This is a genomic window from Paraglaciecola sp. QJM3NY_14 (genome assembly GCF_056173245.1).
Map to the genome: position 1 here is coordinate 3,428,607 of NZ_CM149664.1, position 23,447 is coordinate 3,452,053.

23 protein-coding genes and 1 other annotated feature are annotated in these 23,447 nt (G+C 45.4%); of the genes, 12 read left to right on the top strand and 11 right to left on the bottom strand.

All coding sequences use genetic code 11. The features are described from left to right. Positions 1 to 18: 18 nt before the first annotated feature. Positions 19 to 132 (top strand) — a sequence feature (His leader region). An 80-nt stretch (positions 133 to 212) separates the two neighbouring features. From hisG to AC0VYA_RS14605, 12 genes are all read left to right on the top strand, one after another. Further along, positions 213 to 1,112 (top strand): ATP phosphoribosyltransferase, encoded by a 900-nt coding sequence (gene hisG, locus AC0VYA_RS14550; RefSeq protein WP_011575645.1) that lies wholly within the window; start codon positions 213 to 215, stop codon positions 1,110 to 1,112. Positions 1,113 to 1,192: 80 nt separating this feature from the next. After that, entirely contained in the window at positions 1,193 to 2,509 is a 1,317-nt protein-coding gene (gene hisD, locus AC0VYA_RS14555) for a histidinol dehydrogenase (RefSeq protein ID WP_475488768.1), read from the top strand. After that, positions 2,502 to 3,617 (top strand): histidinol-phosphate transaminase, encoded by a 1,116-nt coding sequence (gene hisC, locus AC0VYA_RS14560; RefSeq protein WP_475488769.1) that lies wholly within the window; start codon positions 2,502 to 2,504, stop codon positions 3,615 to 3,617. The genes hisD and hisC overlap by 8 nt, the downstream gene beginning before the upstream one ends. A 1-nt stretch (position 3,618) precedes the next feature. Beyond that, positions 3,619 to 4,695 (top strand): bifunctional histidinol-phosphatase/imidazoleglycerol-phosphate dehydratase HisB, encoded by a 1,077-nt coding sequence (gene hisB / locus AC0VYA_RS14565; RefSeq protein ID WP_473474962.1) that lies wholly within the window; start codon positions 3,619 to 3,621, stop codon positions 4,693 to 4,695. Further along, positions 4,695 to 5,324, top strand: coding sequence for an imidazole glycerol phosphate synthase subunit HisH (gene hisH / locus AC0VYA_RS14570; protein ID WP_475488770.1), 630 nt, complete (start codon positions 4,695 to 4,697; stop codon positions 5,322 to 5,324). The genes hisB and hisH overlap by 1 nt, the downstream gene beginning before the upstream one ends. An 8-nt stretch (positions 5,325 to 5,332) precedes the next feature. Next, complete coding sequence (hisA, locus tag AC0VYA_RS14575) at positions 5,333 to 6,067, top strand: 1-(5-phosphoribosyl)-5-[(5-phosphoribosylamino)methylideneamino]imidazole-4-carboxamide isomerase (protein ID WP_473474966.1); 735 nt, start codon at positions 5,333 to 5,335, stop codon at positions 6,065 to 6,067. A gap of 187 nt (positions 6,068 to 6,254) precedes the next feature. Next, positions 6,255 to 7,253 carry a branched-chain amino acid aminotransferase gene (locus AC0VYA_RS14580; RefSeq protein WP_011575651.1) on the top strand — a complete coding sequence of 333 codons (999 nt, stop codon included), beginning with the start codon at positions 6,255 to 6,257 and terminating at the stop codon, positions 7,251 to 7,253. Between the two features lie 76 nt (positions 7,254 to 7,329). Continuing rightward, entirely contained in the window at positions 7,330 to 8,103 is a 774-nt protein-coding gene (hisF, locus tag AC0VYA_RS14585; protein ID WP_011575652.1) for an imidazole glycerol phosphate synthase subunit HisF, read from the top strand. A 61-nt stretch (positions 8,104 to 8,164) separates the two neighbouring features. Then, positions 8,165 to 8,785 carry a bifunctional phosphoribosyl-AMP cyclohydrolase/phosphoribosyl-ATP diphosphatase HisIE gene (hisIE, locus tag AC0VYA_RS14590; protein ID WP_475488771.1) on the top strand — a complete coding sequence of 207 codons (621 nt, stop codon included), beginning with the start codon at positions 8,165 to 8,167 and terminating at the stop codon, positions 8,783 to 8,785. Positions 8,786 to 9,113: 328 nt separating this feature from the next. Next, positions 9,114 to 9,665 carry a cytochrome b gene (locus tag AC0VYA_RS14595; protein WP_011575654.1) on the top strand — a complete coding sequence of 184 codons (552 nt, stop codon included), beginning with the start codon at positions 9,114 to 9,116 and terminating at the stop codon, positions 9,663 to 9,665. Positions 9,666 to 9,667: 2 nt separating this feature from the next. Continuing rightward, a complete protein-coding gene (locus AC0VYA_RS14600) occupies positions 9,668 to 10,237 on the top strand; it encodes a YceI family protein (protein WP_475488772.1) in 570 nt (189 codons plus the stop codon). Between the two features lie 319 nt (positions 10,238 to 10,556). Then, positions 10,557 to 11,021, top strand: a complete 465-nt coding sequence (locus tag AC0VYA_RS14605; protein WP_011575656.1) for an Hsp20 family protein — start codon at positions 10,557 to 10,559, stop codon at positions 11,019 to 11,021. A gap of 114 nt (positions 11,022 to 11,135) precedes the next feature. Here the strand turns inward: AC0VYA_RS14605 and AC0VYA_RS14610 are convergent, their stop codons facing one another. From AC0VYA_RS14610 to AC0VYA_RS14660, 11 genes are all read right to left on the bottom strand, one after another. Next, on the bottom strand, positions 11,136 to 11,525 hold the full coding sequence (locus tag AC0VYA_RS14610; RefSeq protein WP_475488773.1) for an MAPEG family protein: 390 nt from the start codon (positions 11,523 to 11,525) through the stop codon (positions 11,136 to 11,138). A 130-nt stretch (positions 11,526 to 11,655) separates the two neighbouring features. Beyond that, on the bottom strand, positions 11,656 to 12,300 hold the full coding sequence (adk, locus tag AC0VYA_RS14615; RefSeq protein ID WP_011575658.1) for an adenylate kinase: 645 nt from the start codon (positions 12,298 to 12,300) through the stop codon (positions 11,656 to 11,658). 188 nt (positions 12,301 to 12,488) lie between these two features. Continuing rightward, the gene (gene htpG / locus AC0VYA_RS14620; RefSeq protein ID WP_475488774.1) at positions 12,489 to 14,411 is read right to left on the bottom strand and encodes a molecular chaperone HtpG; all 1,923 of its coding nucleotides are present in this window, start codon (positions 14,409 to 14,411) and stop codon (positions 12,489 to 12,491) included. A 156-nt stretch (positions 14,412 to 14,567) separates the two neighbouring features. Continuing rightward, positions 14,568 to 15,170, bottom strand: coding sequence for a recombination mediator RecR (gene recR / locus AC0VYA_RS14625; protein ID WP_011575660.1), 603 nt, complete (start codon positions 15,168 to 15,170; stop codon positions 14,568 to 14,570). Positions 15,171 to 15,208: 38 nt separating this feature from the next. Next, entirely contained in the window at positions 15,209 to 15,535 is a 327-nt protein-coding gene (locus AC0VYA_RS14630; RefSeq protein ID WP_006991930.1) for a YbaB/EbfC family nucleoid-associated protein, read from the bottom strand. Positions 15,536 to 15,565: 30 nt separating this feature from the next. Further along, positions 15,566 to 18,301: a DNA polymerase III subunit gamma/tau gene (gene dnaX / locus AC0VYA_RS14635; protein WP_475488775.1), complete on the bottom strand. Its 2,736-nt coding sequence runs from the start codon at positions 18,299 to 18,301 to the stop codon at positions 15,566 to 15,568. Between the two features lie 9 nt (positions 18,302 to 18,310). Next, positions 18,311 to 18,847 carry an adenine phosphoribosyltransferase gene (gene apt / locus AC0VYA_RS14640; RefSeq protein ID WP_006991928.1) on the bottom strand — a complete coding sequence of 179 codons (537 nt, stop codon included), beginning with the start codon at positions 18,845 to 18,847 and terminating at the stop codon, positions 18,311 to 18,313. Between the two features lie 240 nt (positions 18,848 to 19,087). Further along, on the bottom strand, positions 19,088 to 19,837 hold the full coding sequence (locus AC0VYA_RS14645; protein WP_475488776.1) for an HvfC family RiPP maturation protein: 750 nt from the start codon (positions 19,835 to 19,837) through the stop codon (positions 19,088 to 19,090). Continuing rightward, positions 19,838 to 20,686 carry an HvfB family MNIO-type RiPP peptide maturase gene (locus AC0VYA_RS14650; RefSeq protein ID WP_011575664.1) on the bottom strand — a complete coding sequence of 283 codons (849 nt, stop codon included), beginning with the start codon at positions 20,684 to 20,686 and terminating at the stop codon, positions 19,838 to 19,840. Positions 20,687 to 20,801: 115 nt separating this feature from the next. Then, positions 20,802 to 21,290, bottom strand: coding sequence for an HvfA family oxazolone/thioamide-modified RiPP metallophore (locus AC0VYA_RS14655; protein WP_473474982.1), 489 nt, complete (start codon positions 21,288 to 21,290; stop codon positions 20,802 to 20,804). A 536-nt stretch (positions 21,291 to 21,826) separates the two neighbouring features. Continuing rightward, positions 21,827 to 23,068 (bottom strand): serine hydrolase domain-containing protein, encoded by a 1,242-nt coding sequence (locus tag AC0VYA_RS14660; protein ID WP_475488777.1) that lies wholly within the window; start codon positions 23,066 to 23,068, stop codon positions 21,827 to 21,829. Positions 23,069 to 23,447: the final 379 nt, after the last annotated feature.

The following is a 23,447-nucleotide window of genomic DNA, read 5'->3' on the forward strand; positions in this document are numbered from 1 at the left end:
TATCTCAATTACGCCAGCAAAACATCACTATCATATAGCATAACCTTTCAGGTTGGTGCTGGAAGGTCTATTGATTCCTTCCTGCGGCGTAACGATTAACTAGCCCTCGGAAGGAAACTTCCGGGGGTTTTTCATTTAAGGCATTGAAAAATATATAATTCGTGAGCATCGATAAGATGAATTAACGCAAATGATAATAGGACAAGCAACTTATGAGTGACAGCAACAGATTACGTATCGCAATTCAAAAATCAGGTCGCTTAAGCGACGACAGCATTGCGCTATTAAAAGCCATTGGCGTTAAACTGCAAATTCGTGACCGCTTGCTAATTGCTCACGCGACCAACTTACCTATCGATTTACTACGTGTGCGTGATGACGACATCCCTGGTCTAGTCATGGACGGCGTAGTTGATTTGGGCTTTATCGGTGAAAACGAGCTAGAAGAAAAAATGCTTGAGCGTCAGGCATCAGGTAAAAAATTCGAATTTAAAACTCTGCGCCGCCTAGATTACGGTGGATGCCGCTTATCTATTGCAGTACCAAACGAGTTTAACTACCAAGGTGTTCAATCTCTTGAAGGGAAAAAAGTCGCGACCACTTACCCTTTCCTACTCGAGCGTTTCTTTAAAGAAAATAACGTGAATGCGTCTGCAGTTATGTTGACTGGCTCAGTTGAAGTGGCTCCGCGAGCAGGCGTAGCCGATGCAATCTGTGACTTGGTATCAACCGGCGCAACCCTTGAAGCAAACGGATTGCAAGAAGAGGAAGAAATCTTCCAATCCAAAGCAGTACTTATACAACGTGGTGGTGAATTACCAGAAGCCAAAGCACAACTTGTGAGCCGCTTCTTGCCACGTATCGATGGCGTTATGCAGGCCAAAGAAAGCAAATACATCATGTTGCACGCACCTAAAACCTACCTAGAGCAAGTGAAAAGCTTGTTGCCAGGCTCTGGTAGCCCCACAGTGTTGCCATTAGCAGGCAGTGAAGACACCGTGGCTGTGCATGTGGTGAGCTCGGAAACCCTTTTCTGGGAAACCATGGAAAAGCTTAAAGCCCTAGGCTGTAGCTCTATATTGGTGATGCCAATCGAAAAAATGATGGGCTAGTGGTTCAGTTACCCATTGTGTAATTGAGCAAGTTAGCGAGCAGTACGAATACCTTTTATTGGTCAGTGAGACGAACGAAAATGCAAACATGGTCGGGCCTAAACGAAGGCCAACAACAGGCATTGTTAAGCCGCCCAGCAATGGCGGACAACAAGGCGCTCAGCAGTGCAGTAGCTGACATTATTCAGCAGGTTGCCGACAACGGCGATAACGCACTACGTGAATTAACCCGCCGCTTTGATGGCGTTGAACTGGGCGAGCTAAGTTTGCCAACGGGTGAACTGACTCGCGCCAAGCATGACATTAGCCATGACGTTAAAACCGCCATTGATACGGCATATGCCAATATCCACGCCTTTCACAGTGCTCAAAAGCCAAGTGATGTAAAAGTGGAAACGGCGCCGGGTGTGGTGTGCGAATTAAAACATGCCCCGCTAGATTCTGTTGGTTTGTATATTCCTGGCGGCAGTGCGCCGCTTATCTCTACTGTGCTGATGTTAGGTGCGACCGCACAAGTCGCTGGCTGCCCACGCAAGGTCTTGTGTACGCCGCCTAATAAGCAAGGTGAGGTGCCGGCCGAAATACGTTACGCCGCCAGCTTATGTGATATCAATGAAGTGTATTTAGTGGGCGGAGCGCAAGCGATTGCCGCCCTTGCCTTAGGCACTAAGTCCATTACCAAAGTGGACAAAATCTTTGGCCCAGGCAACAGTTTTGTGACCGAAGCCAAGCAGCAAGTCAGTCGTATTCCTGCAGGCCCAGCGATTGATATGCCAGCAGGCCCATCAGAAGTGTTGGTGATTGCCGATGGCAAGGCGGATCCTGTGTTCGTCGCGTCTGATTTACTGTCTCAAGCGGAACACGGCGCTGACTCGCAAGCGATTTTGGTCAGTGACTCAAAAGACGTGATCAGCGCCACACAGCGAGAAGTTGAACGTCAACTTGCCACCCTTAGCCGCCAAGACATTGCCCGCAAAGCCATGGCTCACAGCCGCTATATTTTCACTGATACATTGGACAGCGCCATTGATGTTAGCAACCAATACGCACCTGAGCATTTGATTGTGCAAGTTGAAAACGCGCGCGCCTGTTTGCCTAAGCTAAAAAATGCAGGCTCGATTTTCGTTGGCCAATGGTCGCCGGAATCAGCTGGTGATTACGCCAGTGGAACCAATCACGTGCTACCCACCTATGGCTATGCACGTAATTATTCAAGCTTAGGCTTAGCTGACTTTATTCGCCGTTACACGGTGCAAGAACTAAGCGCCAGTGGCCTACAAAACATTGGCAGTGCCATCATGGATTTAGCCCAAGCTGAAGGCCTAGATGCCCACAAGCAAGCCGTTGCCTTACGTTTAGAGACCCTGGCAAATCAACGGGAGCAAGATAATGGCTGAGCCCGTGAATAACCTTATCGACTTGTTGTTAAACGACAACATTAAAGGATTAAAGCCATATGAGTCAGCGCGGCGCTTGTTCTCAGGTGCAGGTAACAAACAGCAAGTCTGGCTAAACGCGAACGAATCGCCATTCGCCAATGACTTTACTATCGATGCCGAGCGTTTTAATCGCTACCCTGATTGCCAGCCCCCAGCGGTTATTGATGCTTACGCCGCCTACGCCGGTGTCCAGCCCGAGCAGTTACTGGTTAGCCGAGGTGCGGATGAAGGCATTGAATTACTCATTCGCGCTTTTTGTACACCAGGCAAAGACAGCGTGCTTATTTGCCCGCCGACCTACGGCATGTATGCCATCAGTGCAGAAACCTGTGATGTGGGTATTGAACGCGCTGGGTTAAATGATGACTTTTCATTAAACGTTGATGCCATCAAGGCCTTTAAAGGCAAAGTGAATCTGGTATTTATTTGCTCGCCAAATAACCCCACCGGCACCAGTGTTGACAAAAACCAGCTACTAGAGGTGATTGAACACTTTGCCGACAGCGCCATCGTGGTCATTGATGAAGCCTATATCGAGTTTGATAAAAACAACAGCTGGGCAGCAGAGCTAAGCAATTATCCGAATATCGCTATTTTACGCACCCTGTCCAAAGCATTCGCTTTAGCCGGTTTGCGTTGCGGTTTCACTTTGGCCCAAGCGCCTATTATACAAGCATTAATGAAGGTCATTGCGCCCTATCCTATTCCAGAGCCTGTGGCGCAAATTGCCGCTCAAGCGCTTAGTAGCGAAGGGTTGGTGACACTCGAACAACAAGTTGCCGTGATCAATCAAGAAAAAGCCCTGCTTAAAAGCGCGCTGGCTAAATTTGCAGACGTTGAGCTGGTCGGTGACGACAAAGCCAACTTTATTCTTTTTCGCACACCCCAAAAGTCTGCATTGATGAATCACTTGGTTGTCAGCGGTATCCTAATACGTGATCAATCGAAACAAGTTAACCTGGATAATTGCTTGCGCATCACCGTGGGCAGCCCAGAACAGAATAAACAATTGCTGAGCGAGATCAGTCGTTTTTTCACCTTTCAAACTTCTACGCAGGAGGCCTAACGTGAGCCTAAGTCAGCAAGCCATTTTATTCATCGACCGTGACGGTACCTTGGTTGAAGAGCCACCTATCGATAAGCAGTTAGACACCTTAGCAAAACTGGTTTTTGAACCAATGGTGATGCCGGTGTTAACCCAACTACAAAATGCAGGATTTCGCTTAGTCATGGTGTCAAACCAAGATGGCTTGGGTACTGATAGCTTCCCTCAAGCCGATTTCGACTTGCCGCACAATAAAATGATGGATATTTTCGCCAGTCAAGGGATCGTCTTTGATGACGTATTGATATGCCCGCATTTTCCTGAAGATAATTGTACTTGCCGCAAACCAAATTTAGGTTTGGTTAAAGACTATCTTCAACAAGGCAAAATTGATTTCACGCGCTCGTTTGTCATTGGGGATCGTGAGACCGACATCCAATTAGCCCAGAACATGGGCATTGTTGGTATTCGCTACGATCGTGACGCAAAAGACTGGCCTGCGATTGCCAAGCAATTATTGGCATCAAGCCGTATTGCTGAAGTGGTGCGTAAAACCTCAGAAACAGACATTCATGTTAAGGTCGATTTAGACTCACAGGCCAAATCGACAATAGAAACTGGCATTGGCTTTTTCGATCATATGCTTGATCAAATCGCCACTCACGGTGGCTTTGAGCTGAACCTACGGGTGGACGGCGATTTGCACATTGATGATCACCACAGTGTTGAAGACACCGCCCTAGCCCTTGGTGAAGCATTGAAAAAAGCCTTAGGTGATAAGCGTGGTATCGGTCGCTTTGGCTTTGCTTTGCCGATGGATGAGTGCCGCGCTGAGTGTATTTTAGATATATCAAACCGCCCTCACCTTAAATTTGAAGCCGAGTTTAGCCGAGACACAGTGGGCGAAATGGCGACTGAAATGGTGCCGCATTTCTTCTATTCAATTGCACAAGCCATGGGCTTGTCGCTGCATTTGTCGACCTCTGAAGGCAATGCTCATCACCAAGTCGAGAGCTTATTTAAAGTGTTTGGCCGTGCACTACGCCAAGCGATTCAAAAAAACGGTGAAGCACTACCCAGCAGTAAAGGAACGTTATAGTGAGTACGTCAGCACCTTTAGTTAGCAGCAAACAGAACATTGTAATTGTGAACACCGGTTGCGCAAATATTTCATCGGTAAAATTTGCCGTTGAACGCTTAGGGGTAAAAGTGGATGTGTCTGATGATGTTCAGGTCATTCAAAAAGCCGATAAAGTGTTTTTGCCCGGCGTAGGCAGTGCCAACGCCGCTATGGCCAGCATTGAGGTTAAACAGCTAAAATCCTGTATTCAGGGCCTAACGCAACCGGTATTAGGCATTTGCCTAGGCATGCAACTCATGGTTGAACGCTCTGAAGAAAGCCTAGTGGATAGCACCCCATGTTTAGGTATGATCCCCGGTGAGGTAAAACGCATGCAGGTGGGTGATTTACGTTTACCGCATATGGGCTGGAACACCGTGAACCCTGTTGAGCAAAACACCTTATTCAAAGGCATCGATGCTGGCAGTTACTTTTACTTTGTACATAGCTTTGCCGTTGCTGTGAGTGAATATACCCTCGCGCAAACCGACTATGGCATGGGGTTTTCAGCTGCGCTGCACAAAGACAATTTTTTCGGGGTGCAATTTCACCCTGAACGTTCTAGTGATGCGGGCGCCGCCCTTCTTAAAAACTTTATCGAGTTATAAACCAAATTATGATTATACCCGCAATAGATTTGATTGAAGGCTCTGTGGTTCGTTTGTATCAAGGCGACTATGAGCAAAAAACCCAATACGAACTGGACCCCATTGACGTAGTCAATAACTATGCCGATCAAGGCGCTAAGTGGTTACACATAGTGGATTTAACTGGCGCGAAAGACACCAACAAACGCCAACTAAAACTGATTGGCGACATGGTGGCCACTGGCCGCATGCAATTTCAAGCAGGCGGCGGCATTCGTAGCGAACAAGACGTCGCGCAACTGTTAGCGCTAGGCGTTAAACGTGTCGTTATTGGTTCACTTGCGGTGAAAGAGCCTGAGCTGGTTAAAGGTTGGGTCACTAAGTATGGCAGTGAAGCTATCGTACTCGCCCTTGATATCAACATTGACGAGCAAGGTAATAAATTTATTGCTACCCATGGCTGGCAAGAAAACTCCGGCGTGTCATTAGAAGCGCTGTTAGAAGACTTTTTGTCTGTGGGGGCCAAGCACGTGCTATGTACTGACATCAGTCGTGATGGCACATTACAAGGTGCAAACCATCAATTGTATAGCGAAATGGCTGCGAAATTCCCGACCATTGAATGGCAAGCATCGGGCGGCATTGGCAATTTGGATGATATCGCCGTCCTTAAACCAACCCATGTCAGCGGGGTTATTCTTGGCCGTGCCTTGCTTGAAGGAAAATTCACCGTCGAACAAGCGATAGAGTGTTGGCAAAGTTAATTTATCCCCTTTTTACGCGGTGAGAGCGCCGGTACAATCAAGCTAGACAAAGTCCTTAACAATTGTATGGGACGAAGTGATTGCACTGGAGCCGTGCTTACTAAATAATTGAATAACTTCAACCGTAAACGATCATGGCAAGGACACACCAGAGTCACCCCTGATCCCCTGTATTTAGGAAAAAGTAATGGCAGCATTTGGTACCGTTTTTATGCCTGAAATGGCATTGACTACATTTGAAAATGATCAGTGGAATAAAGCGCAAATAGTTTCTTCAGACAGCATTAGCCTGCACCCTGCAGCCCATGTTTTGCACTACTCAAGTACGTGTTTTGAAGGTTTGAAAGCATTTAAACACGAAGATGGCAGTGTGCATGTCTTTCGTATGGATCAGAACATAAAGCGTTTTGCTCAAAGTGCTCGCTTTTTGTCGCTACCTGAAGTTGATGAAGCGCAAGTCGCGCAAATGATCATGGATATTGTGGCCAAATATGCTGACGATGTGCCGTTGCCGCCAGGCTCGATGTATATTCGCCCGACACATTTCGGTACCGAGCCTGCTATCGGTAAAGCGGCAGTGCCATCACTGACCTCGATGTTATACGTATTACTGTCACCAGTAGGTGATTATTTCACTGGCGGCGCTAAAGCGTTGCGCCTGCTACTGGATGAAACCGGTATGCGCTGTGCGCCGCACATGGGCATGATTAAAAGCGGTGGCAACTATGCCAGCGCCCTAGGCCCGATTTCTAAAGCGCGTGTTGAGCACAACGCCGATCAAATCTTGTTCTGCCCCAATGGCGACGTACAGGAAACTGGCGCGGCCAATTTCTTGCTGATTGATGGCAATGAGATCATCACTAAAGGTCTGGACTCGACTTTTTTACATGGAGTGACTCGTAGCACTATTTTGACCCTTGCGGCTGACTTAGGCATGACCATCAGTGAGCGCGACATCACCGTCAGTGAGCTTCTTGAGCGCTCGGCTAAGCCTGGCGTTGAAGCTGCACTTTCGGGCACAGCTGCTGTACTCACGCCGGTGGGCACCTTTATTCATAACGATAAAGAATACACAGTCGGTAGCGGTGAAGCAGGCCCAACAACTGCGAAATTACGCCAAGCATTAAATGATATTCAATGGGGTAAAGCCCCAGATGTTCATGGTTGGCTGAAGCGCGTTAAGTAATCCCTATTAGGACGCCTGCTTGCATAAAGTAGGCGTCTGTTGTTCGTATAAATATTTTGATTAAAAAAGGTTTTCTATGCTCGCTAGGCGCATTATTCCCTGTTTAGATGTTCGTGATGGTCTTGTGGTAAAAGGCGTTAAGTTTCGTAATCATGAAACCATTGGCGAAATCGTTCCTCTGGCGGAGCTATACGCCCAACAAGGCGCTGATGAATTGGTGTTTTACGATATTACCGCTTCTAGTGATCAACGCGTGGTGGACAAAAGCTGGGTAACTCGCATCGCGCAAGTCATCGATATCCCTTTCTGCGTTGCCGGTGGTATCAAGTCTGTTGAAGACGCTGGACGCATTCTTGAAATGGGTGCAGATAAAATATCGATTAACTCCCCTGCTCTTGCTAACCCTAGCCTTATTCGTGAGCTACACGATACGTTTGGGCAACAGTGCGTGGTGGTCGGTATTGATAGCTACTTTAATGAAGAAACAGGAAAGTACCAAGTACACCAGTACACAGGGGACGAAAGCCGCACGCAAATTACTCGTTGGCAAACCGCTGATTGGGTCAAAGAAGTGCAGCAACACGGTGCAGGTGAAATTGTACTTAATTGCATGAATCAAGACGGTGTGCGCCAAGGTTATGATATTACGCAACTGACCGCCATTCGTGAAAACTGCGCGGTTCCGTTGATCGCTTCAGGTGGTGCTGGTGAAAAAGTCCACTTTAAAGATGTGTTTGAGCAGGCTGATGTAGACGGCGCATTAGCGGCGTCAGTCTTTCATAAAGGCATCATTCCAATACCCGAGTTAAAGGCCTATTTGCGCGAACAGCAGGTGGCTATTCGCGATTAAGCGGTAGCAAAGCCCGCGAGCGAGTTATACAACATTAAATTGATACGAATACGAGATAAACATGATCATCAATAAGCAAAACGTTGAGCAATTGGCTTGGCAGAAAATGGACAACCTTCTTCCTTGCATCGTGCAAGATGCGTCTACAGGCAAAGTTTTAATGCAGGGGTATATGAACAGTGATGCCATTCATCACACCCTTGAAACGGGCCACGTTACCTTTTTCAGCCGCTCAAAGCTGCGTCTTTGGACCAAAGGGGAAACATCTGGCCACACACTAAATCTCGTTCAGCTCAGCGCTGATTGCGATCAAGATTCAGTACTGGCTCTCGCTCACCCCAATGGCCCAACGTGTCACTTAGGTAACGAAACCTGCTGGGCTGATGCCGCTGCACCAGATGTCAGTTTTATCGCAGAGTTGGAGCAGGTTATTGCATCACGCAAGGGCGCATCTCCTGATTCTAGCTATACCGCCCACCTTTACAGCAAAGGGATAAAACGAATTGCCCAGAAAGTGGGTGAAGAAGGGGTTGAAACTGCATTAGCGGCTACGGTAAAAGATTTGGACGAGCTTAAAAATGAATCGGCTGATTTGCTATACCATCTACTGGTATTGCTACAAGCAAGTGATTTGTCATTAAGCGACGTCATCGAAGTACTAAAAGCTCGCCACGCGAAGTAGTCGTTTTACTATAAACTGAACGGTCGGTTTATCAATACTACCGACCGTCAAGTAATTTCCTTTTTATCTTTTTTTATCTTGTTTTATCTTTTTTCTCTCTTCTCAACTTTTTAGCACTTGGTTTATTGCTCACGTCGCAGTCATCTGTGCACTTTTAATACCTGCCACCATAGCGACTGCATCGCGCCACGCTCTTTCCCCTCGAGTGTAATGGGTGTCTAGTCTGATATAACCGTTCTAATTTATCGATACTTAGCGTTACAAGATTGTCATACTAATTCAATAATACGAAGGGTATAGTATCTCTATTCTTTATTAGGTAGTTGAAATGCTTAAAAATTCGTCTCAGCATTATGGTTGGTTAAGTATCGCTTTTCATTGGCTCAGCGCCGTTGTGGTTATTGGAATGTTTGCAGCGGGCTGGTGGATGGTCGAATTAAGCTATTACAGCCCTTGGTATACGGATGCCCCCCATTATCACAAAAGTGTCGGCATATTGCTTATGTGCCTTACCGTTGTGCGAATAGTATGGAAAGTAACCCAGACTAAGCCGGACCCACTAGGCAAACCATGGGAAATATTAGCCGCAAGAGTCACTCACGCCCTGCTCTATATACTGTTAGTAACCTTATTTGTGAGCGGCTATTTAATTTCCACTGCCGACAACCGAGGGATTGATGTATTCAACTGGTTTTCGGTAGCCTCTTTAGGTAAATTATTTTCCAATCAAGAAGACTTATCGGGCATGGTTCATGAATATGTCGCTTATACGCTCATCGCCTTAGCAAGCTTGCATGGACTAGCAGCGTTGAAACACCACTTTATTAATAACGACAATACACTGGTAAGAATGCTTACCTTTAAAAAACATAAGGAATAAAAATGAGAAAGTCACTTTTAGCATTCAGTTTACTTGCCCTACTGACTGGCAACGCATTTGCCGCAGATTATGTGGTGGACACAGCAGGCGCTCATGCCTCAATTAACTTTAAAATACAGCATCTTGGGTATTCTTGGCTAACCGGTCGTTTCAATACCTTCGATGGTAAGTTCAGTTACGACCCGGCCAAACCTGAAGCCTCTACCATCTCTGTGAATATCAATACGGATAGTCTTGACTCAAATCATGCTGAGCGTGACAAACACTTGCGCGGTGAAGATTTTCTGTACGTCAAAAAATATCCAATCGCTAAGTTTGTGAGCACCAAGGTAGAAAGCTTAGGCGGAGAGCGCTTAAAGATATTCGGGGACCTATCTCTGCATGGGATCACTAAGCCTGTGATCATCATGGCCGAGAAAATCGGAGAAGGAAAAGATCCTTGGGGCGGTTACCGTGTAGGCTTCTCAGGCACCACACGCATCGCTATGGCAGATTATGGCATTATGACAAATTTAGGGCCTAGCTCGACTCATGTTGAGCTGATGCTGAACCTAGAGGGTATTAAGCAATAACCCTCAATTGTACTTTTACAAATCATGGCCCGCTTATTAGCGGGCTTTTTTGTTATATTCAACAATAAAATAAAACCAATAAAATCAAAAGGTTAAATTTGAATTGAAATTTAATTTACATTTTTTAATTGAAAAATGTTGTGCCTATCCCTACATAGTATTTGTCGACGCCGAAAGGGTCGATACAAATTCAAAGGATAAGAATTTGGCAGGAAACTGCAAAGCCCTAAGGGTTACGCGAGGACCGCGTTAATAACATAACGTCGCCGCTAGTCGGGACATTTTAATCTCATATTGCTTTATAAAGAGGATATGCAAAATGCGTAATATCGATCTATCTCCACTATACCGTTCTTTCATTGGTTTTGACCACTTGGCATCAATGATTGACACTGCATCTCGTAATGAAAAACAATCTAGCTACCCTCCCTACAACATTGAGTTGATAGCCGAAGATAAATATCGCATCACCATGGCGGTTGCGGGTTTCGCAGAAAATGAAGTCTCGATTGAGGTGCAAGAAAACACCTTGAAAGTCACCGGCAATAAAGCCGCAGCAACAGACGAAGAGCGAAAATTCCTTCACAAGGGTATTTCAGAGCGTAACTTTGAACGCAAATTCCAGTTGGGCGATCACGTAAATGTGCTCGACGCCAAAATGGAAAATGGCCTACTCCACGTTAATCTAGAGCGTGTGGTACCCGAAGCGAAGAAGCCACGCACGATTCAAATTGGTAGTCATACTGAGAAGTTGATTGAGGGTGAAAGCAAACCCGCGAGTTAACTTATAAAATTTGATGTGTGTTCCCTGTGAATCAAAACGGCGCTTATTGAGCGCCGTTTTTTTTGCCTTGTATTGATTGAATAATGCCCCTATACGGGTACCTATAAGAAAGTGCTAATAGAGATAATCGATGTTCTGCACTGATAGTCCAATCAAAGCTACAAAGGTTAATATCATGCCTGAAACACGTTGCCAACTAGCCCCTGAATGATGTTTAAGGCCATAAGCGTGTAATATACGGCCTACGAGTAAAGCGAGGCCAGCAATGTGCAGCACAATAGGATAAGACGCGTTAATTTCTGCGACCAACATCAATACGAGTGTTAACGGAACATACTCTGCAAAGTTTCCATGGGCACGTATCACGCCTAAGAAATGGCTGTCTCCTCCATCTCCCAGGCTGATTTTCCCCGCTCGGCGACCTCTAACAACTAATATTGAAAGATACACGAAAGTGATCCCCAGTAGTCCAGCGTAAAATGCGGTAATTGGCGTGTGTAGCATAATAAATAAGTTCCTGTTTTAGTGTGCTTTCGTTTTTAGTTTAGGTTCTTCGAAACAAATAAAAATGATTATAGGCATAAAAAAACCCACTTTTCAGTGGGTTTTTCATCATTCAATTAAATAGCCATCATTAGCCAAGTAAAGATGACAACTGGTCGCTGACGACATCAACCGCTTTAGTACCATCAATTTTATGATACTGGCAGTTGTTGGCGCTTGCTTCACTCTGATAATAATCAACCAGTGGCTTAGTCTGTTCATGGTAAACACCTAAGCGGTGACGAACGGTATCTTCTTGGTCATCAGCACGGATAACTAAATCTTCACCCGTTTCATCATCTTTTCCGTCGTTTTGAGGCGGATTGTATTGTAGATGATAAACACGACCCGAAGCAGGATGCACGCGACGACCCGCCATACGCTCGACAATCACTTCATCAGGTACATCAAATTCGATAACGTGATCGACATTAATGCCCGCTTCTTTCATCGCATCAGCTTGAGGGATAGTACGCGGGAACCCATCGAGTAAGAAACCGCCTTTGCAATCATCTTGTGCAATGCGCTCTTTTACCAAACCAATGATGAGCTCATCAGAAACCAGTTTTCCTTCGTCCATAACGCGCTTTGCGGCGTTACCTAACTCAGTGCCAGCTTTAATTGCTGCTCGTAGCATATCACCCGTAGAGATCTGCGGGATGCCATATTTACCCATTAAATATTGAGCTTGAGTGCCTTTACCAGCACCAGGAGCACCAAGAAGAATAATACGCATATTCTTTGCCCTCGCCTTTAGTTAAAGTTAAAAAATTCTGTGCCGAACTTTACACATTCGGCCTTTTGGTTACAAGCCGTATAAGACGTATGTCTTAGGTCAAATGTGTAAACATCTAATAATGCATAATATACACAAAAAATGGGCTAAAGAGCCCATTTTTTAACGTTATGTTGAGTAATTTAGCGTTATTTTGCCAAATTCATTAGTAGGGTGTTTAAATTGTGCACAAAGGCTGCTGGGTCTTTTAGACTGCCTTGTTCTGACAACGCAGCTTGATCAAACAATACTTCAGTCCACTGACCGAAACGTTCTTCATCTTGCTCGTCAGCTAGCATTTTCACCAAGCTATGCTCTGGGTTAAGCTCGAAGTGATACTTAGCTTCAGGTACTGGTTGACCTGCAGCTTGCATCAACTTGATCATCTGAGTAGACATACCACTGCCATCAGCCACGATACACGCAGGTGAATCTGTTAGACGGTGCGTAAATTTCACCTCAGCGACTTTATCGCCTAGCACAGTTTTAACGCGTTCAGTTAGGCCTTCAACTTGCTTCTCAGCTTCCTCTTGGGCCTTTTTGCTGTCTTCGTCGTCTAAATCACCTAAATCTAATTCACCATGCGTAATGGATTGAAATGACTTTTCATCGAATTCAGTCAAATGCGACATAAGCCATTCATCCACACGGTCTGACATCAATAAAACTTCGATGCCTTTTTTGCGGAAAATTTCTAAATGCGGGCTAGATTTAGCTGCTTTGTAGCTATCGGCGGTAATGTAGTAGATTTTATCTTGGCCGTCTTTCATACGACTAACATAATCAGCCAAAGAAACGTTTTGCGCATCGCTGTCATTTTCAGTCGAAGCGAAACGTAACAAGCCTGCTACTTTCTCTTTATTGGCGTGATCTTCAGCGGGGCCTTCTTTTAGCACATTACCAAATTCAGCCCAGAAGCCTTGGTACTTTTCGCTGTCATTTTTAGCAACACGCTCAAGCATTTGCAATACGCGCTTAGTACAGCCCTGACGAATAGCTTGGGTGATTTTGTTATCTTGCAAAATTTCACGAGATACGTTCAAAGGTAGGTCGTTTGAATCAAGCAAACCTTTCACGAAACGCAAATACGTCGGCATGAATTGCTCAGCGTCATCCATGATAAACACGCGCTGAACGTATAGCTTCAAGCCGTGCTTTTGTTCACGGTTCCACATATCGAACGGTGCTTTAGCTGGGATATACAGCAAGCTATTGTATTCAGTTTTACCTTCAACCTTGTTGTGTGACCATACTAGTGGATCCGCAAAGTCATGAGAAATATGCTTGTAAAACTCTTTGTATTCTTCGTCAGACACTTCAGACTTATCGCGAGTCCATAGGGCTGTTGCCTTGTTTACGGCTTCCCACTTAGCAGGTTGCGCAGGCACTTTCTCGCCATCTGGGCCATCGCTTTCTGGAACTTCTTCTTTGTACATCATCACAGGAATGCTGATGTGATCAGAATACTTGCTAACGATTGAGCGTAGACGCCAGTCATCTGCGAACTCTTTTTCGTCTTCACGTAAGAACAAAGTAATTTCAGTACCACGGTCTGCTTTCTCGATATCTGCAACCGTAAACTCGCCTTCACCTTCTGATGTCCACTCAACGCCTTTGCTGGCATCGTCGCCTGCAGCACGAGAGCGCACGACCACTTTTTCAGCCACGATAAACGCAGAGTAAAAACCAACACCGAACTGGCCAATTAATTGTGAGTCTTTCGCTTGATCACCCGATAAATTACTGAAAAATTCGGAGGTACCAGATTTTGCAATCGTGCCTAAATGCTCAATGACACTCGCTCGGTCCATACCGATACCGTTATCACTGATGGTGATAGAGCCAGCGTCTTTATCAATGCTTAATTTAACGCATAAATCGCCGTCGCCTTCGTATAGACTATCGTTCGACAGCGCCTTGAATCGTAATTTGTCTGCTGCATCGGCAGCGTTAGAAACAAGTTCACGAAGAAATATTTCTTTATTTGAATAAAGTGAATGGATCATCAACTGAAGCAATTGTTTTACTTCGGTTTGAAAGCCATGAGTTTCTTGATGGGCAACGTCAGCCATGGACAAGTATCTCCTAAGTTAGTTGGTTTCTGTCTGTGAGTAAGGAGATAAGGTCGCTTGAAAGCATTTCAATACAAAAGATGAAAAAATTGTAACTATCAGTGAGATATTTGACGGCCTATGAACTAGACCGCCATAAAACGTAGAAATTTTCGCCTAAGACAGGCTTCGACGACCCACAAAAGCATGCGTCAACGTATTGCCATCAACATATTCTAACTCGCCACCCACCGGCATACCGTGAGCTAAGCGAGTCGCTTGAATGTCTCTCGCAGAGCACATCTGGCCAATGTAATGGGCCGTTGCCTCGCCTTCAACCGTCGGGTTGGTGGCTAGGATCACTTCCGTCAAATCTTTGCTGTCTAACAAATTCGCTAGTTCGTCTAACCCGATTTCACTCGGCCCAATACCATCGATAGGCGATAAATGTCCCATCAATACAAAGTACAAACCTTTAAATTCAGCGGTTTGTTCAATCGCCACCACATCTTGGGGGGACTCAACAACGCACAAAGTGCCCGCTTCGCTACGTCTAGGGTGAGCACAAATTTCACACAATTCGCTTTCGGTAAACGTACGGCACTGCTTACAATGCCCCACGTGTTCCATGGCGTTATGCAACACTTGGCTCAACTGCAAGGCACCACTTCTATTTCGCTCTAACAAATGAAACGCCATGCGCTGGGCGCTTTTCGGGCCCACACCGGGTAACACTTTAAACGCGTTAATAAGCTCTAAAATAAGAGGACTAAGCTTCATCTATACTGCCTTGAGTGAAATACTGAGAGTCGGCTTTCTTAGAACGGCATTTTGAAGCCCGGAGGCATCGCCATGCCGCCAGTGACATCTGCCATTTGTTCTTTGGTGGTTTCTTGCACACGACGTACTGCATCGTTGATGGCTGCCGCAACCAAGTCTTCAATCATTTCTTTATCGTCTTCCATCAAGCTATCGTCAATGTCAACGCGGCGTACGTTGTGGTTACAGGTCATAGTGACCTTCACCAAACCTGCGCCAGACTCGCCGGTAACTTCCATTTTGGCTAGCTCTTCTTGTTTCTTCTGCATGCGCTCTTGCATTTGTTGCGCTTGCTTCATTACATTACCCATTCCACCTTTAAACATATTTTTCTCTCTTAAACTTTGAAATAAAACTTAGCGTGCTTTGATTGAATCATTTAGCACTTGGGCGTTGAACATGTCTTTAAACATACAAATGGACTCATTAGTTTCGACCACTTGCTTGGCATATTCAAATCGCACCCGATTAATACTTTGTTGTAAGGCAAACGGCGTGTTAATCGCGTCACCTACATGTACCTCTAGGGTAATCTGTTGTTGCAACACATCGCTCAGTGCACGTTGCAATTGCTCTCTAGCTGAATCGGTATTCAGGTGCTCCTTGGTTTGCACCAAATTGAGCACGACTTTGTCGCCATCCCGAGTGAACTCAGAATGCAGCGCCAATTGCTTCGTCAGCGCAGCCACTTGCATCTGTGTTATCAACGCGCTCCATTTATCCAATTGGGGCGCTATTGTGACCTTTTCACCCGACTCAAGAAATGCAGGTACCTCATAGTCCACCTCACATTCTAAATCTTGCGCTAAATGAGCAGTGGGGTCGAAAACGGTATTTTCAATCTCTTGTTGGTTTTCTGCTATGTCTTCTTGTGCGTCAACGGGCACCGTCACTTCATCAAGGGCTAGCGCCTCGTGGCTTAGTTCATTAACAGATACATCACCACCAGTGACTTCGTTAACGGTTACTTCGTTAATGTCATTGATATCATTAAGAGAGGTTTGATTATTAACATCATCTGTCGCCCAAGGCGGTGCTTCCCCTAACTCGGCATGATTCGCATTAGGTACATCAGCATCGTTCGGATAAGGTGCATCTGCTTGAGCAGAGTACGCGTACGGCGCAGCTTGCTCAGGTGAATACTGCTCAGGTGAAGGCGGCTCAGGCAAAGATTCAGGTGAACTCGGGCTTTCAGCAGAAGCAGGCTTCGTGACGGGCTGATTCCTAGGAATTGCGCCAGCCATTGGTTCAACACCCGGTCCGCTACCACCAGGCAGAAACTGACTGGCATCATAACCACCCTCAGACTTTTTTACTGAAGGGGCATTCTCCTGTTCATCTTCCGCTGCCTGAGTGAGTTTACGGCGCAGCGCAAGTAAACTCTCGGTAGATTGACTTTGCGGCTTCGAGGCATCTTGTTGATGGACTGCTTGCTGATGGTCGACAGCTGTATTCGTATCATGTGGTTGCTGAGTCTGCGGCTGAATAAAATACTTAGCTTCTTGCAAAATGCCTGCTTGTTGCGCTTCCATGTCCTGCATTTGTGCACTGTGATATTCGTCATCATCAAACGGCTGAGCTGAAGCTTCATCTGCTAGTGTCTTTTCAACAGCAGCAGCCCCTTCCACTTGATTTTGTGTGGCCGCTTTGTCTGCATACTCACTTTTCGAGCCCACTACCTCAAGGGGTTGAGTGTTCTGACGGGCTGTAAAATCACTGTCGTTAGTAAAATCATTGTTAGACGTAGAGTCACTGGCAGTAGATGGCGCATCTTTTGGCGCTGCCGCACTTTGCGTGTTATCAATCTCAGTGGCAATTGGTGCTTGGGGCGCTTCCTCAGCTTGTGCCGTCGCAGCTACAACCGTTTCCTTAGACTCAACTGGCGTGTCGTCAGTGGGTGTAACAAGGTCGTGTTTGTCTCGCATTGGCAGCGGTGCACTACTCGGCCCACTACTCGATAATGGGCTTGGGGTCATAGCCACCAGCTCTTCAACACTAGTACTTACTTGCACTGGGCTAAAGGCCAACATGCGCAGCAGTGTCATTTCCAAGCCTGTTCTGGCATCCGCTGCAAATGGCATATCGCGCTTGCCTTGCAATGCAATTTGGTAAAGCAATTGTATGTGCTCAGGCAGTGCATTTTTTGCTAATTGATATATTGCCCGAGCGGAAATAGTCTCAAGTTTGCATGCATCAGGTACAAATTGGGTCAAAGCGACTTGATGTAGCAAACTCATCAATTCATTCAGCACCTGGCTATAGTCGACGGCTTGTTCAGACATAAAGTCGACCAATTCAAACACCGACTCATTTTGCTTATTCAGCACAGCATTGAGTAACTTGAGAACTTGCGTTTTGTCCATTAAGCCGAGCATGTCGGTGACTATGCTTAAACTGACGTTGCCATTGCCTTGGGCAATAGCTTGATCGGATAAACTCAAAGCGTCACGCATACTTCCCTGTGCAGCTCTTGCTATTTGCGCCAGCGCTTCTGGCGCATTTTGAAGTTGCTCTTGGGCAAAAACATGCTGTAGTTGCTGAGCAATTTGCGCTCGTGATAAGGCTTTAAGATTGAACTGCAAGCAGCGAGATAAAATCGTGATCGGTAGCTTTTGCGGATCGGTTGTCGCCAACAAGAATTTGACGTGTGGCGGTGGCTCTTCAAGGGTTTTAAGCAGAGCGTTAAAACTATGCTTAGACAACATGTGTACTTCATCAATTAAGTACACTTTGTATCGACCACGTGAGGGTCGATATTGTACGTTGTCTAATAATTCCCGAGTATCCTCGACCTTTGTGCGTGAGGCTGCATCGATTTCTAACAGATCAACGAAGTTGCCCTGCTCTATTTCAACACACGTAGAGCATTTACCACAGGGTTTTGACCCCATGCCCAATTCGCAATTCAGACTCTTAGAAAAGATCCGTGCGATAGTGGTTTTGCCCACACCTCGCGTACCCGTAAACAAATAAGCGTGGTGTAAGCGGTCATTATCAAGTGCATTTGAAATAGCTGCGACTACATGCTCTTGACCAACTAATTCACTGAAATTATTTGGCCGCCATTTTCGCGCTAGAACTTGATAGCTCATGTTATTGGATTACTCGCCTTCGAACTCACAAATTGAATGACTTTGTACACCGATTTCTTGCAGTTTGGCTTCACCACCTAAATCAGGTAATGAAATAACAAAACCAGCATGCTCAACGATACCGCCTAAACGTCTAATTAAATTAGCAGTGGCGATCATTGTGCCACCAGTGGCAAGCAAGTCATCTAGCATCAATACTTTCTCACCCGGTTTGACCGCATCTTCATGGATCTCTAGGCAGTCAGTGCCGTATTCAAGATCGTAGCTTTCGCTGATCACTTTACGCGGCAGTTTATTGGGCTTACGTACAGGTATAAAACCGATACCTAGCTCAATCGCCAGAGGCGCACCGAACAAAAAGCCGCGGGCTTCTGTGCCAGCCACTTTATCGAAATTGTATGGAGCGAACTCTTTTACCAAAAGTTCGATACTCGTCGTGTACGCTTTATGATCTTCAAGAATCGAAGTCACGTCACGAAATAAAATCCCAGGCTTGGGATAATCAGGTACGGTTTTAATAACCGACTTTATATAAGCAGCGGGCACAGCTTTCCCCGTTGTGGTGGATAATTAAAAAACGACGGTTAAAGGAAAACCATCCAACCAAGGATGACGTGCATTAATGGCAGTGCCAATAACGTCAACAGCCCAGCGGCCAGATAAGTGAAGTTGAACGGATCTTGAGAACCATTATTATCTTGCATTGAAAACCCCATTCGTCGCGATTTAACTAATATGAATTCAGCCGTAAATGGTAATTCAAACAAATAAAAATTGATAGCCTATTTACGTGCTAATCGCATACGGCACGAGTATCTGTTGCTCTAACATTTGCTGCACAATTTGATTTACGCCTTGTAACACTTGCGCTGGTTCTATTTGCGGGAGCGTTTCAATCATACTTTGATTCAGCGACTCGAGTGACAAATGCTGATTATTTTCAATCGTGACGAGCAAATGGGCTGTCATAGCGGTTATCAGCGTAAAATCTACTTGATCGTCGCTATCACGGTGGATCACTAAATAAACAGGCTCGCCAGGTTCGCTTGGTTGATAATCTTGGCTAATTTGGTGTACAGGAAACTGGTAACTAACCACGCTGGCAAGTTGTGATAATTGCACTGCTGTTACGTTTTGTGCTGCGTCGTATGTTTGAGAGTGAGTTTGCTTTCTGATAGATACCGTAAGCTCCATCCATTCATAGTGGGCCAGTTCAGCCATAAAAACGGGATCATGTGGTTGGCGTTCGTATTCATTGCTTAAATACTCAACGAACTCTTTACTGATATCCGTAAAATAGGGCGAACGGCATTCGTGCTCAGCAAAAAATTGCCGAGCAAGGCTGTTCCATTGCGCTTCGGTATACAAACTCTCAAGTACAGGAAAGCCCGAACTAAGAAACCCCTTGATATTGTTAAAGAACAAATCTCGGTAGATTTCCATTCGCCTTGGTTCAATGCCATGTGAGAAAGGGTGAGTAGCAGGATCTTTTAGGTGATCAATGAACGCCAGCTGAGTCTTTTGAAAGTCGTACATTTATGCCAAATCCTTGTGTGTCTCGGCCACCCTATGCTTATGCTGAATTTGTCGAATTTTGTCAACTTCAAGCAAGAGTTCTTCAATCGGAGGAATATTAAAATCACGCTCTAACAAGGTGGGGAAGACACCGTGGATCTCATACGCTTTTTCGAGTAAATCCCATACAGGTTGAATCACATCAGCGCCGTGGGTGTCCACTTTCAAATCGTCAGCCTCATCATAGTGCCCAGCAATATGACCATAGACAATTCGTGCTGTTGGCATTGCCTTCAAAAACCCCTCAGCGTCATAACCATGGTTAATTGAATTTACATAGATATTGTTTACATCTAACAGCATTTTACAATTCGATTCTTCCAATACTGCTAGTGTGAAGTCTTGTTCACTCATATTAGCGTTGGGCGCTGCATAGTATGATACGTTTTCTAGTATGAGCGGCCGCTCAATGATGTCTTGCACCATGTTAACTCGCTCAACCACGTACTTCACTGCGTCTTCGCTGAATGGGATTGGCATTAAATCGTAGAGATGGCCCTTACCTGAACAATAACTTAGGTGCTCGCTGTAATGCTGAATATTATGCGTATCAAGAAATGCTTTTACGTCTTTAACGAAATTAATATCCAGCGGCTCGGGGCCACCAATAGACAGTGAAAGTCCGTGGGTTGTAAACTCGCTGGTGCTGGTAAACTGATTGAGCTGCTTTTGGTACTTTCCTCCCAGCGGGATCCAGTTCTCGGGAGCGACTTCCCAAAAATCGACAGCGCTGGGAATATCGTCAATTAGTTCGTTGATCATCTCACGGCGTAATCCTAAACCCACGCCTGATAAATGCTTACTCTGCATCACTTACCTCTTCACTGCCGTTATAACGACTGTTTTAACCTAGCCGACAACTTACGTCGCCTAAACAATAAAGGCCAGCAAAGCTGGCCTTTATTCAGAAAATTCTAGTTAAGAATTAAGCTTGGCCGCCACATTTACCTTCGCCGCACTTACCTTCTTTAGCTGCTTTGTCGCCGCCACATTTACCTTCGCCGCACTTGCCTTCTTTGGCTGCTTTGTCGCCGCCACATTTACCTTCGCCGCACTTACCTTCTTTGGCTGCTTTGTCGCCGCCACATTTACCTTCGCCGCACTTGCCTTCTTTGGCTGCTTTGTCGCCGCCACATTTACCTTCGCCGCACTTGCCTTCTTTGGTCATTTTAGCTGCTTTGTCGCCGCCACATTTGCCTTCGCCGCACTTACCTTCTTTGGTCATTTTAGCTGCTTTGTCGCCGCCACATTTGCCTTCGCCGCACTTACCTTCAGCAACATCTTGCATATAACCAGACTCTAATGTTTGCATCCCAAAAGGTGCCGCGTTTGCTTGAAAGCTAACTGAAGCTAGTGAGCCTAGTACAACTGCACCAATTGCTGTAGCGATAGTAGTTTGTTTAATTTGTTTCATATTTGACACCTTAAGTAGAAGTAATAATTTTGTGTAATCTTGCTTACAAGTGATAAGACCCAACGATGTAAATGAATATTTCACCGGCAAGAAAAATATTTACATTTAATCCCTATTTCCTCCCTGAAACATAAGTTCACACCCAGTGTAGACTATTCCCCCAATGTTTGAGTGAAGCTTGAAAATGGTAAACAACCTCAATCGCTTATGTATTGCTCAGACGTGTGGTGGGTAAGTATACTTAGCATCTTAAAATAACTTAGGCGCCAAGCTGGGTAACTAAGGTGTTATTTTGTGCATATACGAAATTTTTTCAGCGCTTCACGTACCCCCATCATTTTATCTCTAACCATCATAGAACCTAATACGCTAGAGTCATTCATGGCGTAAGCTCATATCGCTGGTCGAATGTATCATTATTAACGTGCAAATTATTTTCAGGAAAAGCAAGGTTAGTAAGATGGCTCAATCACCCACCAGTGGCTAAGCCGTCTATTTATAGAGCTCTCACTTTATAACGGCTCTCAGTCGAGACGCTATAGTGCTTTAATCCTTGCTAATATAGCTGCATCTAGCGCTTTTTCGTGTTCCTTAAATACGCTAGCCCCTGTGGCTTGGGGAGTGTTGCCGTGTTTGGCTATAACGACTCCGAGCTCAGGATAAATGGCAATTGATTGGCCAAAAATACCGGATGCGCGAAACTCCTCGTTGCCAGTTTCTAACCACCATTGGTAACCATAATGAGGGTACGTGGTCGATGGCGTTATCGAGTCTTTTACCCAGTTGAGCGGCAATGGTGAATTGAGCGGTGACGACAATTGTTCATAGGCGAACTGCCCTAGCCGAGCAAAGTCTCGCAGGCTAGCCAGTAAGCAACAACCACCGGTTTCAACACCGTTTGGTCTATCAAGTACCCAAAACGCATCGTTTTCCATGGCGTTGGGTTGCCATATTTTATCTTGTAAATAGGTAGCAGCATTGTTACCAATCGCTGAGCGTAAAAGCTCGCCAATCAAGTTCGACTCTGCAGTATTGTAATTAAACACGGTACCCGGCTCGTGCGCTCTTGAAAGCGCTTTGACATAGTTAATTAATGTTATGCCATTTGCTCCGCCTGCTTTTGACACATCCGAATTTGGGTCGCTGTAATCTTCGTTCCACTGAACGCCAGAATTCATGTGCAGCACATTTTTAATGGTTACGCCCTCGTAAGCCGAGCCTTTCAGCTGAGGCAAGTAGTCAACCATCTGATCATTTACGCTTGCTATATAGCCATCTTTGATTGCAGCGCCAATCAGTAACGATGAAACCGATTTAGTGACTGAAAACGATATCCAGCGGGTGTTCTTATCATTTCCTTCTGTGTAATTTTCGTATACCAACTCACCGTCTTTTAGCACCACTATCCCTATCGCGCCTTTAAGAGCAATGAAACCTTCGATGGTATACTTGGTTTCTCCAACCTGGTAGGTAACACTTCCTAGACCGAGGTCATTTAACACCATGGGTTGTGCATTTTTAGATTTTGCAACCACTCGCGTCGGCCACATTCTGCTGATATTTTTAAAACCGATCGCACGCTCCTCTTGGGTCCAAAAGAGTATTTCACTGCTGCGCTCCAGTAATCTACTCTTTTCGATAAACGCATCATCAGAACGTGTATCGGCAGAAGCATGACCAATTATTATGCCAGTGGTGAATATTGATAACGTTAAAGATAAGGATAAAAAACGACTTGCATGCAGGCCGAACTGAGTGAATTTATTCATATACTTCATTTTTTGCTTTCCTAGCGTTGGCTGAATAGATAAACAAGACAAACCCATTTTAATGCTTAGCACTTTGCATTTAAAAATACGGTCAGTTTTTAGTCAATAACATATAACATTTGGTTAACATCGGCAAACTAAGCTGAACGTCGGCGAACCGCCAAAATCAGAAGGATACCGCGAAGACTTTGCTCTGGTTGAAAGAGTATCGTTTTGGCTCTATTCGTAAGATGAAACAATGCTAGAAATTACGAAAATCATACTAATAGATATGCAAAAATGCGTACGAAGCGCCGCACTAAAAACCGTGCAAAGCAATATGAGACGACTACTTCGAGCTTGAAATGAAAGCGGTGTGTGGCAAATGTTTAAAATAGCCTGTGCACAG